Raw genomic sequence first — 16,180 nt, 5'->3', positions numbered from 1 at the left:
CGCTAACCACATATCAATGTGGTTAGCGCATCGGAGTCTCGGTGTTTCAGCGGCTATCGCCGCTTTTTCTGGGAGCGCTTGTGTCCATGCCCCCGCTTCAAAGGCGGCGCGCTTTTAATTTCTCTACGATCTCCTTCACGGGATTCGCGCCGATTTCGCCTCTCCGGCTTGTCTGAAAGCGGTGTGCCACCGCGCTGCACCACGAGCTGGAAATCGACCTGCTTCTTCACGCTGTCCACCTTGTAGATTTGCACAATGACGTTGTCTCCGAGACGGATGACGCGGCGGGTGTGGCGACCGATGAGCTGGCCGCTGGCGGGATCGAACATGTAGAAGTCGTCGGGGATCGCGGAGAGCGGCACCCCGCCGCTCATGCCGAGCTCCGGCACATCGACAAAGAAGCCAAAGTTCCGCACGTCGGTCACGAGCGCGGAATACTGTTGCGGCTTTTTGGAGGCGAGCTGGGACTTGAGGAAGGCGTAGAGCTTCACGTCCTTGCTGTCACGCTCGGCGTCGGCCGAGTTCTTTTCCGTCGTGGTGATGTGATCGGCGATCTGTTTCGCTGCCTGGGATTGCAGCTCCACTTTATCGAACAGCGAGCGATGCACGACAAGGTCGGCGTAGCGGCGGATTGGCGAGGTGAAGTGGGTGTATTTCGTTTTCGCGAGGCCGTAATGCCCAAGCGGCTCCACAGCGTAACGAGCGCGCATGAGCGAGCGCAGGAAGCCGATCTTTAACGCCTGGCCGATGGGTAGCGTGCCGAGCTTGCCGAGCAATTTTTGCACCTCCGGCCGGTGATTGAGGTTTCCGCAGGGCACGCGATGGCTGAGCACGTCCTCCCGGTAGTCGTTCAGCTTCTTCTCCTTCGGTGCTTCGTGAATGCGATACACGCTGGGCCTGTTCAGGGCCATCAGCCGGCCTGCGACGGCCTCGTTGGCCAGGAGCATGAACTCTTCGATCAACTGATGCGATGCGTCGTTTTCCATGCGGTCAATGCGCAGCACGCGCCCCCGATCATCGAGGCGGATCTTGTTCTCCGGGAAGTCGAGGTCGAGCGAGCCGTTTTTGAAACGCAACTGCCTCACTTTCTGCGCCAGATGATGCGCGTCATGCAGCATGTGCTCGATCTCCCCCTGCGGAGCGCGTTGCAAGGTGGCGAACGCCTCCTGGTAAGTGAAGCGGTACTTGGAATGGATCACCGCGGCATAAAATTTGGAACTGACCACGTGACCGTCCTTGCTGAGGACGAACTCCACACATTTGGTCAAACGATCCACACTTGGCTTGAGCGAGCACAATTCGTTGCTCAACGCCTCCGGCAGCATCGGAATGACGCGATCGACGAGGTAGGTCGAGTTGCCGCGCTTCTTCGCCTCCACGTCCAAAGCGCTGCCAGGCCGCACGTAGTGGGACACATCCGCGATGTGAACCCACAGCCGCCATTGGTCATGACCGTGCTTTTCGATGCAGATCGCGTCGTCAAAGTCCTTCGCATCATCCGGGTCGATGGTGATGACATTGTGCGAGCGGCAATCGACGCGGCCTTTGCACTCGTCGGCGCCAGGCTGGTTGTCCGGCCGCGATTTGGCGATCGTCTGCGCCTCATGCAGCACGTTCTTCGGAAAGCTCAGCGGCAGGTCGTAATGGCGAATCACGGAGAGCATGTCCACACCTTCCGCGTCCGGCGGGCCGAGCACTTCGACGATCTCGCCTTCGGGTGAAGTCTGCTTGGACTCCCAAAAGGTGATTTCAACGACCACCTTGTCTCCGACGTTCGGCTTGCGGCCCACATCACGAGGCTCGGACACATAAACGGCCCCCGGCAGTCGCGGATCATCCGGCGTCACATGCAGCGATGTCTTGGAGCGTTGCAGCGTGCCAACGAAACGAGTGCGCTTGCGTTCCAGCACACGCACCACGCTGCCACTTTGCTCCTGCGGCCCGGGTTTGCGGAGTCCCTGCGGACGCACGTCCAGACGCACGAGCACGCGGTCGCCGTGCATCGCGGTGTCCGTGGCGCTTTCCGGGATGCTGATTTCGCCGATGCCAGCCTCGTCCGGCTGCACAAAGCCGCGTCCTCCGCGTGTGATCTGGATCACACCGGGGACCAGGTCCGCCTCCTTGGCCACGATGTAGCGGTTGCCCTTCGTGCGGACGATTTTTCCCTGTTTCTCCAGGCTTTTGAGCAGGCTTTGCAGCACCTGCTGTTGATTGGGCTTCATGCCCAGTTGGGAGAGAAGCTCCGGCACATTCGAGGGGATATAGTCCTCACTGCCGAGCAACCTCAGTAGTTTCATTTCCATCCGACCACCATCGCACGAAAGCCGGAAAAGACGAATCATTCGTCATTTTGAGAGCGGCGGCGGCCTGAATTCCCGATTGATGAACAACCGGAGCTTCTTCATGGCGTTCTCCAAATCCTCACGCATCGCCGCGATCTCCGGCTCAAGCTTTTCATCCACCGGAGTGCTCGTCAGGCGTTCAAATCGCTCAATCAGAGGCTGCCCGTCCTCACGCAGGCCGCATCGTTCGATCAAATCGCGCACCTGCGCGGCTTGAGCGCGGGTTTCCTCGATCAGGGCAAGCACATCGTTCTCTGTTGTCTCACCAGCCTGCAGCAGACGCAACTGCTGGCAGAGGAACAGGCGGCAGCGCGCCGGACGCCTTTCGTAAATCGTGCAGCACAGTTCCTTCAACGCCGGACAGGGCTGCTCCATGTGAAACTCGCCTTCCTTGCCGCGGATTCGCATCCCGAGCTTCGCCAGCTCGGACGGCCGATCCCCATGCTGCATCTTCACGATTTGAAACATTGTTCCGTCACAGCACAACCCGCAGGCAGTGCACAGGCGCGAGGCGATGCTGGAGAAAACTTCCGCGTTCATGGTCAGTCACAGCGCCCTGCGGCCAGCTCGAGCACCTGGATTGTTTTCCGCACGTTGGCCTCCAGATCGAGCGGCTCCCGCGTTTTGACCGGGCCGGCATCCCTTCGCGAGCGCCAGTGGTTCACGCACATGCCCAGCGTGGCAAAGTCGCGTGGATCGTCGAGGACGTGGCCGTTGACTCCGGAGTCGATCAATTCGGATGCGCCGTTAAAGCTGGTCGTGATCGCGGGAAGGCCGGCAGCCAGGGCTTCAGTGACCACATTCGAGCAGGGCTCGTAGATTGGCAGAAACGTGAGCACATCAGCGGCGGCGTAAGCGGCCTCGACATCGGACAGCGGACCGGTGAGGATGACGTTGGGCGGAATCCTGCCGCGCATGCGGTCACGCGTGACAACGAGCAGCTTGAGCGACGGGTCGTCGCTTCGAGCGGCCATGAACTGTAGCAGCCATGGCAGCCCTTTGCGCTCCCAGCCAGACCCCACGAAGATGAGGACGAAATCATCGTCCTTCAGGCCAAAGCGCCGCCGCGAAGCCTGGCGGTCGGCGTTTTGAAAGCGCCCCACCTCCACGCCGTTGCGCACGAGATGAATGCGCTCCTGTGGAAAGGACGGAAAGTGTCGCGCGATCTCTCCACGCACCATTTCTGAGTTCACGATGATCTGTTTCGTGTTCTTCGGATCAAAGGTGCGCGCCTCAAGCGCCATCATGTTCCGATGAAACGCCCCAAGGCCGACGAAGGGACGCTTCCAGCACGGGGCGAACTGTTTGCGGCGCTCCAGCCACACGCGGTGCAAGCCGTCTCCGGCGCGATAGACATCTTGTTTCAGCGTGCGCTCCAAACTGAAGACGCAGTCGAATTTTTCCTGCTGCAAAGCCTCCTTCAGATTCTCCGCGAAACGCAGGGGACGCTCCGCGCGGGGCGCATCGACGTTGATGGTGTGAAACTGAACGCCATCGGCCTGTCCCTGCCATTTCTCGGCGAACAAATGGGTTTCATGACCCGCGGCGGTCAGCGCCGCCAGCAGGCGCTGCATGTAAAGCTCCGCGCCTCCGGTGGCGGAGTATTGGCGGCGGATGAGGGCGAGTTTCATCGGTGAATGCTCACGACTGCTTTTTCTTCCACTCGTCGAAACTGGCCTTCGGAGTGCGAAAGACCGCTCCGCAGCGCGGACAGGTGATCTGGGCCACTCCGTCTTCAAAAATATGATCCAGGTCATCCTGCGGCAGACGCATGATGATGGGCATAAGCCGCTCCACCGAGCAGCCGCACTCAAAGACATAGCCGCGTGTTTCGAGCAGCGTGAGGTGCTCCGTCTGCTCGAGCTCAAGCACGTTTTCGAGGGCGAGCTCCGTCAGCCAGATCTCGTCGCAGTCCGGCTCGGCGGAGATTTGGACGAATTCCTCGTCCTGCAGGCGGAACAGCCGCGTGCGGCGCTGCTCGCTTGTCGTGTAGAACTGCTCGACGGCGGTGAAGATGTCGCCGCCCTTGAACTCGATCATGCTTTGACGCGTGGGATGATTCGGCCGCGTGGTCTGCGATATGAAAAGCGCCTCGCCCTCCTGCTTCACATCCTCGGTGAAAATCCGGCCTGTCACGCGACCCGGCTGCGTGCTGCCGGTGACGAACAGGTTCGCCCGCTGCGGCTCCTTCACATGAATCGTCCACGCCGTCGTTTCATCATGCGGGCGCGAGCAGAGATGCAGCGCCAGCGCGGCGAGGCCATCTTTGAGTATTTGATCCAGCGGCTCCGCATGCTGGATGCCGTGCTGCATGAGGTGCAGGTAATAATCGAGATACAACGGGCTGAAACGCCCGCGAACGAGCATGGCGTTGCGCTTCCGCACAAAGTAGGAGCGGAGTTCCACCACGGAAAGGTCCGGTTCAAGCATCTGACTCATGGCGCTGCTATCTCACTGGAAAAAGAAGGGCGCAAGCCTGCGCTACTGCCCCGCCACGCCACGAAACTTCTGGCGGTAAGCGCTGGGCGTGGTGCCCATGACTTCGCGGAAACGGCGGTTGAAGTTGGCAAGGTTGCGGTAGCCGCAGTCCATCGCGATGTCGGTGATGTTTCCCGCGTCCTCCGCCAGCATGCGGCAGGCGCGGCCGATGCGCACCTCGTTCACATATTCGGGCACCGTCTTGCCCGTGCGCGAATGGAAGAAGCGGCTGAAGGCTCCGAGGCTGAGATGAGCTAGCTTCGCCAGCCTCTCGCGGTCGATCTCCTCGGTGAGATGCGTGTGGATGAAGTCCACCACGCGTTCCATCCGCCCCTGGTCGGCGGATTCGAGCTTCGGCTCGTAGCTGGCGCTCGCGAGCGGCTTCAGCTCGGTCGAATTCGCCAGCGCGTTCAGGATGGCGAGCAGTTCGATCACGCGGGCGAGTCCCTCGCTGTTCGCGAGGCGCTTCATGTGCTCAGTGACGGCGGCACGGGTGCTCCCGCGCACCTCCAGTCCGCGCGCGGCGCGTTGCAGCAGGCGTTTCAGCGGCTCCGCCTCTGGGAGCGTGAAGAAATCACGCCCAAGGAAGGTTTCGTCGAAGCGCACGATGATCGCCTTCACATCGCGGGCCTTCGGCCCCGTGTCCTGATGCCATACATGCGGCAGGTTCGAGCCGAGCAGCACGATGTCTCCATCCGACAACGTGCCGATGTTATCCCCCACCACCCGATGACCGCGGCTCTCAATCGCCAGCGTGAGCTGGTACTCGGGATGGAAATGCCAGCGTGTGCCGTAGTCCGGACCATTCACCACCTCGCAATGGAAGGACTCCCATTGGCGCTTGGGGACTTTTTCAAAGACAGGCTTCATGGCTGGATGGTTGAAGTTTCAACAAGGATTGTCTTCCATCCGGCATGCGGGATCAAGCATCCAGGATCTACACGTCCTCATCCTTGTCTCCTTCGCCGGCCTTCTTGCCGCGGAGCATGGCTTCCATGAAGGCATCAAGGTCGCCGTCCATGATGTCGGAGATATTGCTGGTCTTTTCGCCGGTACGAAGGTCTTTGACCATCTGATAGGGCTGGAAGACGTAGCTGCGAATCTGAGAGCCCCAACCGATGTCGCTCTTCTCGCCGTATTGCTTGTTCAACTCGGCCTTTCGCTTGTCTTCCTCGATCTGGTAAAGCTTCGCCTTCAACATCGCCATCGCCTTGGCGCGGTTCTTCGGCTGGCTGCGCTCCACCTGGCAGGCGACGATGACGCCGCTGGGGATGTGCGTGATACGCACGGCCGTCTCCACCTTGTTCACGTTCTGGCCGCCTTTGCCGCCGGCACGGTAAGTGTCGATCTTGAGGTCTTCCTCGCGAATCTGGATGTCGATGTCGTCCTCGGAGTCAGGTGTGACATCAATGGAGGCAAAGGACGTGTGGCGCTTCTTCGCGGCGTCGAAAGGCGAGATGCGCACGAGGCGGTGCACGCCGCGCTCGGTTTGCAGGAAGCCAAAAGCGTTCTCGCCGATGACTTCGAGCGTGGCGGAGCGGGTGCCGACATCGTCACCGGCCTCATGGTCGATCAACTCAACCTTGTAGCCCTTGCGCTGGCACCAGCGCTGATACATGCGCATGAGCATGTCCGCCCAGTCGCAGGCCTCCGTGCCGCCCGCGCCAGAATGAATGGTGATGAAGGCGTTGCCACGATCAAACGGCCCCGAGAGAAGCAGCTCGAGCTCGTAAGCGGAAATGTCGCCGGTGAGTTTCTTGTATTCCTGCTCGACTTCGCGCCAGGTCTCCATGTCCCCGGCCTCCTTGCCGAGCTCGATGAGCCCGTCGAAGTCATTCACGCGGGATTCAAGGTCGGTCAAAGGACCGATCTTCTTTTTAATGACGTTTGCGCGGTCAATGATCTTCCGCGCAGCGTTCGCGTTATCCCAGAAGCCGGGGGCGCCCATGCGGTCCTCCAGCATTGCCAGCTCGTCCTTTAATTTCGGGACGTCAAAGATACCTCCGGAGCTCCCCCAGGCGGGCCTTCAGGGCGGCGGTGTCGAGGGATTGCAGGTCGGTGAGGATGGTCTTGCTGGAGTTTTCCATACGGGGTAAATAGCGGCTGGGCGCGTGAGTTCAACGCCTTTGTCATCATGGAGAAAACGGAGGCCATTCTGATCGGACGCACGCGCTACGCGGAGACCAGCCTCATCGTGCAATGGTGCTCGCCCGAGATCGGGCTCTTCAAAACGATGGCGAAGGGCGCGCTGCGGCCAAAATCACCGCTCAATGGCGTTCTGGACCTCTTCGTGTCCGCCGAACTCCGCTTCGTCCGCAGCAAGTCCAGCGATCTGCACACACTGGCCGAGGCTCGGTGGACAAATCCGCGTCTCGGCCTGCGTGAAAGCTACGGCCGCGTGCTTGCCGCCACCTATCTCGTCAAATTGATCGCGCTCGTCGCCGAAACCGGCTCTCCGATCCCGGACATTCACGAACTCCTCGTCAAAGCGCTCGACTACCTCGGCGCAAAGGATCCCGTGCCAGCGCTGATCATGCGCTTTGAACAACGCCTCGCCGAAATGCTAGGCATCATCCCCGAAGGTGAAAGCGGCCTGGCCGCCACCGCGATCGAAGACAGCTTTCAACGCAAGCTGCCAGTGCAGAGGCGGCAGGTGTTTGACTGGATGGCGGAGAAGACTTGAGAAGTCACTTCAACGCCTCTTCAATGGCTGCCAACAATTCGGGCGAGTCAGGCTCCACGTCAGAGCCGAAACGCTTCAAAATCTTGCCGTCCTTGCCGACGAGGAATTTCTCGAAGTTCCAGCCGACTTCGCCCGCGCTGGACTGCAAAGCGGCGTAAAGCGGGTGCTTCGCATCGCCTTTGATCGAAACTTTGGAGAACATGGGGAAGGTGACCTTGTAGTTTTCGGTGCAGAAGGTCTTGATGGCGGCCTCGCTGCCAGGCTCCTGGCCACCGAAGTCGTTGCAGGGAAAACCGAGCACGGCGAGCCCCTTGCCACCCATCTTTTCATGCAGCGCCTGCAAACCGGCATACTGCGGTGTGTAGCCGCACTCGCTGGCGACATTGACGATGAGCAATACTTTGCCCGCGTAGGCCTTGAGCGCTGTATCCTTGCCGTCGATGTCTTTGACAGTGATGTCTTGGACGTTGGAATCAGCAGCGATGGCGAGGGAGGTCATGAGGAGGGAGAGAAGAATGGTTTTCATGGTCTGAGGTATACGTGCGCGGAGAGGAAAATGACGAAACCAGAATGAGGAATGCCGAATGAGGCCCGAATGCTTCAAATCTTGGTTCAATCGGACTTCATCATTGATTCGTCATTCGCCATTCTGGTTTCGTCATTCCTTGTGCTCCACCATGCTGAGAAAGATGTCCTCCAGCCGCTGGCCGTGCCGCTCATGCTGCGCCCGGAGTTCGGCCAGCGTGCCGAGCGCGATGAGCTTGCCGTGATTGATGATGCCAATGCGGTCGGCGAGCTCCTCGGCGATGTTGAGCAGATGCGTGCTCATGAGGACAGTCGTGCCGCGCTGGCTGCGCTCCTTGATCTCGCGCTTGACCGTGCGCGCGTGGATCGGGTCAAGGCCGACCATCGGCTCGTCGATCACAAAGACTTTCGGATCATGCAGCAAAGCGCTGGCGATGGCGAGACGCTGACGCGTGCCGTGGCTGAGATTCTCGATGCGCTGACGCGTGTGCTCGTGCAGCGCGAATTTCGTGAACAACTCGTTCGTCTGCGCCGCCGCGTGGTCACGATCCATTTCAAACAGCTCCGCGATGAAGTCCATGAACTCGAACGGCGTGAGCTTTTCATAAAAGACGGCCACGTCCGGCACGTAGCCGAGCAGCGCCTTCGCCTTCAGCGGCTCCTGCTGGATGTCGTGGCCGCAAAGGCGCACACGGCCAGCGTCGGGCTTCATGAGGCCGGTGAGCAGCTTCATCGCGGTCGTCTTGCCCGCCCCGTTCGGGCCGAGGAAGGCAAACAGCTCGCCGGGCTGGATCGTGAGGTTCAGTCCATCGAGCGCCCGCAGGTCGCCGTAGTTCATCATGAGGTTTTCGATCTCGATCATGCGTGTGAAAAAAATCTACCGGTGTCCGCCTTCCTGCAGCCCGTTGATGGTCGGCTCCAGCAGCGAGTAGCCATCCGGCATGTCAATGCGGGCCAGTTCCCCGGCTTCAGTGAAGAGCATTTTTACCTCATGCATGCCAAACAGCGGCAATGTGAGCACAAAGCACTTCCGCTCGCGTCCGGCCAGCATCATCAGCCCTTCGCGCGCCTGGAGCTTCATCGCGTTCGGGCCCGCGCCTCCAGCCGGCATGCCGCCTGCGAGCATGGGCAGCAGCGCAAGCAGGCCCTCCTGGCCGCCGCCGAGAAGAAGCTTCACATCCTGCGAGTTCATGATGACACGCCGGCCTTGTTTCACGAGAAGATCGGGCGCGCCCTGATTGTCGCTCCAGGACATCCTCAGACTGGCATCTCGTCGGGGAAAGTCCGCAAAGATGGTCAGATGCTGCCAGCGCTCGGCGTCGGCGAGGATGCAGGCCACGCTCCAGGATGCCTCGACATGACGGCGGTCTTCACCGTCCGGCTGCTCCACCACGCCACGCGCCAGGATGTCATAAACCGTCTGGTGATTCGGCTTGATGCGCTGGCTGACCTGAAAGCTCGCGTGGCCGATCTTCTCGCGGTGATGATACAGATGAAGCTGGCTGCCAAAGGAGTCCGACTGGCGCAAAAACAAGTCGATCACCACTTTGGGCGGCACCACGGCAAAACGTGAAGCCTCGGGGAAATAGACATCACGCACGAGCAGTCCGGACATCACCGCCCAGAAAAGCACCGTCAAAACTGCCGCCGCGCGCCAGATCATGTTTCGCCGTGTTTTGGCAGGAAACCTCCGCGCTGGCAAGCCTTGCGGCATTCAGGCGAAAACTTTCTCGCCATCATCACGCAGCCTTGCCACGATGCGCCCATGCGCCTGCTGCTCGCCTTCGTTTTCATCTCGCTCGTTGTTTCCGCCGCCGAAACGCGACCGCCGAACGTCGTGATCATTCTGGCCGACGATCTCGGCTACGCGGATCTCGGCTGCTTTGGCAACACGCGGATCAAGACGCCGAACATCGACCGCATGGTGGCGGAGGGGATGAAGCTCACGAGTTTCTACGTGTCGCAGGCGGTGTGCAGCGCGTCGCGGGCCTCGCTCATGACCGGCTGCTATGCGAACCGCGTCGGCATGCAGGGCGCGCTGAATCACACGAGCAAGGAGGGCATTCATCCCGACGAGCTGCTGATGCCTGAGATGTGCCGTGAGGCCGGCTACGCCACCGGTGCCTTTGGAAAATGGCATCTCGGCACCTACCCGATGTTTAATCCGCTGCAGAACGGCTTCGATGAATTCCTCGGAATTCCCTATTCGAACGACAACAGCAAGTACCACCCGTCGCTCGCGAAGGAAATGCCTCCCCTGCCCTTCTACGATGGCTTGAAAATCATCGAGACCGATCCTGACCAAAGCCAGTTCACCCGCCGCTTCACCGAACGGGCGACGAGCTTCATCGAGCGCAACAAATCCAGGCCTTTCTTCCTCTACCTCCCCCATGTCATGCCCCATGTGCCGATCTTCGCCTCCGACGCGTTTCGCGGAAAATCGGACGCGGGCCTCTACGGCGATGTCGTGGAGGAACTCGACTGGTCCGTGGGCAAGATTCTCGATGCGATCCAGCGCTGCGGCCTCGAACGCGACACGCTCGTCATCTTCTTTTCCGACAACGGCCCGTTTCTGAGCTACGGCAACCATGCGGGCAGCGCGAAGCCGCTGCGTGAGGGCAAGCTGACGACCTTTGAGGGTGGCGTGCGCGTGCCTTTCATCGCCCGCTGGCCGGGACGTGTGCCTGCGGGCAAAGTTTGCGATGAGCCGGTGATGGAAATCGACTTGCTCCCGACGATCGCCGGTTTGGCCGGCGGAAAGCTCTCGGAGCGCAAAATCGACGGTCTGGACATCCTGCCGCTGCTCGAAGGAAGAGCCGGGGTGAAGTCGCCACATGAAGCCTTGTTTTTTTACGGCGGTGATGAGTTGCAGGCCGTGCGCAGCGGCGAGTGGAAGCTGCATTTCCCGCATCCTTACATCACCGTGGATGGCGAGCCAGGCCGCGATGGCAAACCGGCGAAGTTTGGCCAGATGAAGCCGAAATCGATCATGCAAAGCGGCATCGCGGGCATCGCCTCGCGGCATGGTTATCGCGTGGAGAACGTCGATCTGTCGCTGTTCAACCTCAAAGACGATCCAGGTGAATTACATAACATCGCGGCGGAGCATCCTGAAATCGTGAAACGCTTGCGGGCACTCGCGGAAACCACACGCAAAGAGCTGGGCGATGCCCTGCAAGGCACGAAGGGCGCGGAGAACCGCCCGCTGGGCATGGCGCCATGATTTGATCACCGCCGCGCCCGTTCTTGCGCGATCACCTCGCGGATTCGCTCCATGCGGTTCTCAGGGCTCGGATGCGAGCTCATGAAGTCGGAGCGGCCGGCGCCACCACTGACCTCCGCGAGGATTTCCATCACTCCGATGAGCGCCTCGGGTTCGTAGCCTGCCTGGATCATAAAACGCACGCCGAGCGCGTCGGATTCCGACTCATCATCGCGGCTGAACTTCATCACCTTGTATTGCGCCACCATCTGCGCGATCTGCGCGCCGGTGTTGTTGTGGCCGTCGGAGAGCAGCACGCCCAGCCCTTGTGCCAGCCCGCTCCAAAGCCGTGAATTCGCCATCTGCTCGTTCGAATGGCGGCCAACGACATGCCCCATCTCATGCCCGAGCACTCCGGCGAGCTGGTCTTCTGACTTGAGCCTTCGAAACAACGCCTCGGTGATGAAAATCTGCCCGCCCGGCAGCGCAAAGGCATTCACGGTCTGGTTGTCGGCCAGCAGATGGAACTGAAACCGGTATGGCGTCTGTTTCGCGGCGGTGGAGGCGATCAGACGCGCACCCACCTGCTCCACGAGCGCGCGTCCGGCGGCATCCCGTGACAGGCCGCCGCTCTCGCGGATCATCTGCGGCGAGGATTGCAGGCCGAGGGCGATTTCCTCCTGCGGCGTGGCTAGCGCCAGCTTCTGCGTGCGGCCGGTGAACTCGTTCTGATACTCTGTAGTGCCGAGCCAGTGATAGGCGAGCGTGCCCCCAATGATGAGCAGGGCCATCAGGACGCGCGGATGCATGGTGCAGCCGCGTCGGCCGCGGTAATCACCATCAAAAAAGGCCAGCCCGGCTCGCAGCAGACGTTGGAACGTGGAGATCATGCGGCCTGCTTATACCGCATGGAAAAACCTTGAGCCAGCGACGAATTTGCGGCATGGCAGAAGCATGTCGTTGTTTCAGGAGCACGAGCAAGTGGTGGACTGGGGCCGCAAGGGCTCGCAGGCAGTGGTCACGCTCGCGTGCCTGTTCATCGTCCTCACCGGACTGAAAATTGCCGCCGGCGTGCTGGTGCCGGTCGCTTATGCGTTTTTTCTCGCCGTGCTGAGCTATCCGCTTGTGCGCTGGCTGCGCAGGCACCGCGTGCCCGCGGGCCTGGCTCTGGGGGCCACGATGCTGGTGAACCTGAGCGTGCTGGCAGGATTGCTCACCGTGGGTGTGCGCCTGCTGATCAGCTTTTGGGCCGACCTGCCTCGCTACCTGCGCGGACTGGAACAGTACTCGAACGACATCGGCGCATGGCTGGAGTTAAAGGGCGTGGAAGGCGCGAAGACCACCATGAGCGGCATCTTTGACTGGAACACCCTGGTCGGCTACGCCACGCAGCAGGACGTGATGAGCAATCTCACGGGATTTCTGGGGAGCACCTTCGGCACACTGGCCACCGTGCTCGCCAGCTTCATCATGACGCTAATCGTGATGATGTTCATACTGATGGAGGCGCGGGGCACCCACAGCCGGCTCCAGGCGGTGAACCTCTCCGGCGGACCGGATTTCACCGGCCTGATGCGCAGCGCGGACGACATCCAGAAGTATCTCGGCGTGAAAACGCTCATCAGCGCGCTCACAGGACTGTTGGCGGGCTTTTGGTGCTGGTTCTTCGACCTGCATTACCCGCTGCTCTGGGCCCTGCTGGCCTTCCTTTTCAATTTCATCCCGGCGGTGGGCAGCACGGCGGCTTCGCTTCCCGCGATTGTGGAGGCGCTCGTCCAGCACGGGCCTGTGACCGCGGTTTTAGTTGCCATCGGTTACGGCGGGATCAATTTCTGCCTCGATAACTTCGTGCAGCCCACGATGCTCGGGAACCGCTTCGGCATCTCGCCGTTGGTGGTGATCCTCTCGGTCATCTTCTGGGGCTGGCTGTGGGGCCCGCTGGGCATGTTCCTGGCCGTGCCGCTGACGATGGTGCTCAAGGTGCTGCTCGACAACAGCGCGGAGTTTCAATGGATCTCCGTCGCCATGGCGAAGAAGAAAGTGCGCCACGGCGAAGTCGAGGTCGCAGGCTACGACCTGCACCTCAACGAAGGCGAGACAATTGGCAGCGGAGCAAGCACGGAGATCCCTGGGCAGAAGTGACGCGTCTGCCTATTGTTGCAGCACACTTGTGCCATCGAGCCTCTTTGTGAAGAGGACTGCCAGACACCTCAAAACACGCCGTAGCCTCGACAAATCAAGGTTGGCAGCCGCATGCATGCCTGTGGCATGCTTTTAGCAAAGAAGTGTTCAAACAACCAACCACCTGACCAACCATGTCCCCCGAAAAATTCACCGTGAAGCTTCAAGAGGCCTTCAATGCCGCTCAATCCGTCGCCACGCGGCATGGGCAGCAGGAATTGAAGCCTGTGCATCTTCTCACCGCCCTGCTCGAACAAGAAGGCGGCATCGCCGCGCCACTGTTTGAAAAAGCCGCGGTCAATCCTTCTGCCGCGCAGGCTTTGAAGAGCGGCGTCGAGGGCGTGCTGGCCAAGTTGCCGAAGGTATCCGGCGCCTCTGGCGGCCTTTACCTTTCCGGTGAGTTCCGCGAGCTCATGACAAAGGCCGAGGACGAGCAAAAGAAGCTCAAGGATGAATACCTCAGCGTCGAGCATGTGTTGTTGGCGCTTTTCAAAACAAAGTCGGAACTCTCTGATGTGCTGAAGCAGGCCGGGCTGACTTATGACACGGTCTCGAAGGCCCTCACTGCCGTGCGTGGATCGCAGCGCGTGGTCGATCAGGACCCGGAGGGCAAATATCAGACGTTGGAGAAATACGGCACCGATCTCACTGCTCGCGCGAAGCAGGGCAAGATCGACCCCGTCATCGGTCGCGATGAGGAGATCCGCCGCGTCATGCAGGTGCTCAGCCGCCGTAGCAAAAACAACCCCGTGCTCATTGGCGAACCCGGCGTGGGCAAGACGGCGATCGCGGAAGGTCTCGCGCGACGCATTGTCGCCGGCGACGTGCCGGATTCGCTCAAGGGCAAGCGCCTCATCAGCATGGACCTCGGCGGCATGATGGCCGGCGCGAAGTTCCGTGGCGAGTTCGAGGAGCGCCTGAAGGCCTTCTTGAAGGAGGTCACGTCGAGCGAAGGCGAGATCATCCTCTTCATCGACGAGCTGCATACCATCGTCGGCGCTGGCAAGGCTGAGGGCGCGATGGACGCGGGCAATCTGCTCAAGCCCCAGCTCGCTCGCGGTGAGCTCCGCTGCATCGGCGCGACCACGCTCGACGAGTATCGCAAGTACATCGAGAAGGACCCCGCGCTCGAGCGCCGCTTCCAGCCTGTGCTCGTTGGTGAGCCCAGCGTCGAGGACACCATCGCCATCCTGCGCGGCCTGAAGGAGCGCTACGAGGTCCACCACGGCGTGCGCATTCAAGACGGCGCCATCATTGCCGCCGCCACGCTCAGCAATCGCTACATCACCGACCGCTTCCTGCCGGACAAGGCCATTGACCTCGTCGATGAGGCCGCCAGCCGCATCAAGATCGAACTCGACTCCATGCCCACGGAGATCGACGTCATCGAGCGCGAGATCATGCAGCACGAGATGGAGCGCCAGGTGCTGAAAAAAGAGAAGGACGCCGCCTCCAAGGCCCGCCTCGAAAAGCTCGACAAAGAGACCGCCGACCTCAAAGAGAAGTCCTCCGCCCTCAAAGCGCAGTGGATGAAGGAAAAAGAGGCCGTGCAGGCCGGTCGGAAGGTCAAAGAAGAGATCGACCGCCTCCGCACCGAACTCGAACAAGCCCAGCGCAAAGGCGACTTCGGCCGCGCTGGTGAGATCCAATATGGCCTCATCCCCGATTTGGAGAAGAAGCTCCAAGCCGCCCCCACCGAGAACCGCGAACCGAGAACCGCGAACACGCTTCTGCGTGAAGAAGTCGCCGAAGAAGACATCGCCCGCGTCGTCGCGAACTGGACTGGCATTCCCGTCTCACGTCTTCAGGAAGGCGAGCGCTCAAAGCTCGTCAAAATGGAGGAACGCCTCAGCGCCCGCGTCATCGGGCAAAAGGACGCCATCACCGCCGTCAGCAATGCCGTGCGCCGTGCCCGTGCGGGCATTCAGGATGAGAATCGCCCCATCGGCAGCTTCCTCTTCCTCGGCCCCACCGGCGTCGGCAAGACGGAGCTTTGCAAAGCGCTCGCCGAGTTCCTCTTCGACGACGACAACGCCATGACGCGCATCGACATGAGCGAATACATGGAGAAGCACAGCGTCAGCCGCCTCATCGGTGCGCCTCCCGGATACGTCGGCTATGAAGAAGGCGGCCAGCTCACCGAGGCCGTGCGCCGCCGTCCTTACAGCGTCGTCTTGTTCGACGAGGTCGAAAAAGCGCACCCGGATGTCTTCAACACCCTGCTCCAGGTGCTCGACGACGGTCGCATCACTGACGGCCAAGGCCGCACAGTCGATTTCAAGAACACGGTCCTCATCATGACCAGCAACATCGGCAGCGCCGCCATCCAGGATGTCAGCAATCCCGAGCAGCGCGACGCCTTGGTGCGCGACAGCCTGAAGCAGTTCTTCCGTCCCGAGTTCCTCAACCGCATCGACGAGATCGTCATCTTCGACCGCCTCGACGCCGCGCAGCTCGACCAGATCGTGAAAATCCAGCTCCAGCGCGTCATCGACCGCCTCGCGAAGCAGAACATCCACCTCACCGTCACCGACGACACCACCCGCCACCTCGCCGATGCCGGCTTCGATCCCGTCTTCGGTGCCCGCCCCCTCAAACGCGCCATCCAAAAGCACCTCCTCGACCCGCTGAGCCTCGCCGTCCTCGAAGGCAACTTCAAAGAAGGCGACCACATCACCGCGCAGTTGAAGGGCGGGAAGGTGGTGTTTGAGAAGAGGTGACGAAGTGCCGCCTTGTGCTTCTTTGGATGTCTATCAAACATCCTCGAAG

14 protein-coding genes are annotated in these 16,180 nt (G+C 60.8%); 4 read left to right on the top strand and 10 right to left on the bottom strand.

The genetic code is table 11. The features are described 5' to 3' along the window. Nucleotides 1-53 precede the first annotated feature (53 nt). From rnr to prfB, 6 genes are all read right to left on the bottom strand, one after another. Nucleotides 54-2,297, bottom strand: a complete 2,244-nt coding sequence (gene rnr / locus ACILSE_RS03540) for a ribonuclease R (RefSeq protein WP_395715971.1) — start codon at nt 2,295-2,297, stop codon at nt 54-56. 48 nt (nt 2,298-2,345) lie between these two features. Then, the gene (locus tag ACILSE_RS03535; RefSeq protein WP_395715970.1) at nt 2,346-2,882 is read right to left on the bottom strand and encodes a YkgJ family cysteine cluster protein; all 537 of its coding nucleotides are present in this window, start codon (nt 2,880-2,882) and stop codon (nt 2,346-2,348) included. Nucleotides 2,883-2,884: 2 nt separating this feature from the next. Next, nucleotides 2,885-3,973 (bottom strand): glycosyltransferase family 4 protein, encoded by a 1,089-nt coding sequence (locus ACILSE_RS03530; protein WP_395715969.1) that lies wholly within the window; start codon nt 3,971-3,973, stop codon nt 2,885-2,887. Nucleotides 3,974-3,983: 10 nt separating this feature from the next. After that, a complete protein-coding gene (locus ACILSE_RS03525; protein WP_395715968.1) occupies nt 3,984-4,781 on the bottom strand; it encodes an Hsp33 family molecular chaperone HslO in 798 nt (265 codons plus the stop codon). A 42-nt stretch (nt 4,782-4,823) separates the two neighbouring features. Next, complete coding sequence (locus ACILSE_RS03520; protein WP_395715967.1) at nt 4,824-5,690, bottom strand: helix-turn-helix domain-containing protein; 867 nt, start codon at nt 5,688-5,690, stop codon at nt 4,824-4,826. Nucleotides 5,691-5,757: 67 nt separating this feature from the next. Continuing rightward, nucleotides 5,758-6,907, bottom strand: a protein-coding gene (prfB, locus tag ACILSE_RS03515) for a peptide chain release factor 2 (RefSeq protein WP_395715966.1) whose coding sequence is annotated in 2 segments (ribosomal slippage) — nt 5,758-6,819 and nt 6,821-6,907 — 1,149 coding nt in all. Because the reading frame shifts where the segments join, the coding sequence is not laid out codon by codon here. Between the two features lie 47 nt (nt 6,908-6,954). Here prfB and recO point away from each other — a divergent pair. Continuing rightward, complete coding sequence (recO, locus tag ACILSE_RS03510) at nt 6,955-7,503, top strand: DNA repair protein RecO (protein WP_395715965.1); 549 nt, start codon at nt 6,955-6,957, stop codon at nt 7,501-7,503. 4 nt (nt 7,504-7,507) lie between these two features. On the opposite strand, the gene ACILSE_RS03505 is transcribed toward recO, so the two are convergent. From ACILSE_RS03505 to ACILSE_RS03495, 3 genes are all read right to left on the bottom strand, one after another. Then, entirely contained in the window at nt 7,508-8,029 is a 522-nt protein-coding gene (locus ACILSE_RS03505; protein WP_395715964.1) for a glutathione peroxidase, read from the bottom strand. Nucleotides 8,030-8,161: 132 nt separating this feature from the next. Continuing rightward, complete coding sequence (locus ACILSE_RS03500; RefSeq protein WP_395715963.1) at nt 8,162-8,890, bottom strand: ABC transporter ATP-binding protein; 729 nt, start codon at nt 8,888-8,890, stop codon at nt 8,162-8,164. 15 nt (nt 8,891-8,905) lie between these two features. Beyond that, nucleotides 8,906-9,691, bottom strand: coding sequence for a hypothetical protein (locus tag ACILSE_RS03495; protein ID WP_395715962.1), 786 nt, complete (start codon nt 9,689-9,691; stop codon nt 8,906-8,908). A gap of 102 nt (nt 9,692-9,793) precedes the next feature. Between ACILSE_RS03495 and ACILSE_RS03490 the strand changes: the two genes are divergently transcribed. Then, nucleotides 9,794-11,251, top strand: coding sequence for a sulfatase-like hydrolase/transferase (locus ACILSE_RS03490; RefSeq protein ID WP_395715961.1), 1,458 nt, complete (start codon nt 9,794-9,796; stop codon nt 11,249-11,251). Nucleotides 11,252-11,256: 5 nt separating this feature from the next. Here the strand turns inward: ACILSE_RS03490 and ACILSE_RS03485 are convergent, their stop codons facing one another. Beyond that, the gene (locus ACILSE_RS03485; protein ID WP_395715960.1) at nt 11,257-12,120 is read right to left on the bottom strand and encodes a M48 family metalloprotease; all 864 of its coding nucleotides are present in this window, start codon (nt 12,118-12,120) and stop codon (nt 11,257-11,259) included. 64 nt (nt 12,121-12,184) lie between these two features. Between ACILSE_RS03485 and ACILSE_RS03480 the strand changes: the two genes are divergently transcribed. Both ACILSE_RS03480 and clpB read left to right on the top strand, forming a co-directional pair. Then, nucleotides 12,185-13,372: an AI-2E family transporter gene (locus ACILSE_RS03480; protein WP_395715959.1), complete on the top strand. Its 1,188-nt coding sequence runs from the start codon at nt 12,185-12,187 to the stop codon at nt 13,370-13,372. 173 nt (nt 13,373-13,545) lie between these two features. Further along, nucleotides 13,546-16,131 carry an ATP-dependent chaperone ClpB gene (gene clpB, locus ACILSE_RS03475; RefSeq protein WP_395715958.1) on the top strand — a complete coding sequence of 862 codons (2,586 nt, stop codon included), beginning with the start codon at nt 13,546-13,548 and terminating at the stop codon, nt 16,129-16,131. Nucleotides 16,132-16,180 lie beyond the last annotated feature (49 nt).

The sequence above is a fragment of the Prosthecobacter sp. genome (assembly GCF_044236155.1).
In the GTDB taxonomy this organism is placed as follows: domain Bacteria; phylum Verrucomicrobiota; class Verrucomicrobiia; order Verrucomicrobiales; family Verrucomicrobiaceae; genus Prosthecobacter.
The sequence above is the reverse complement of the archived record's forward strand: the minus strand, read 5'-3'. Positions and strand labels throughout refer to the sequence as shown.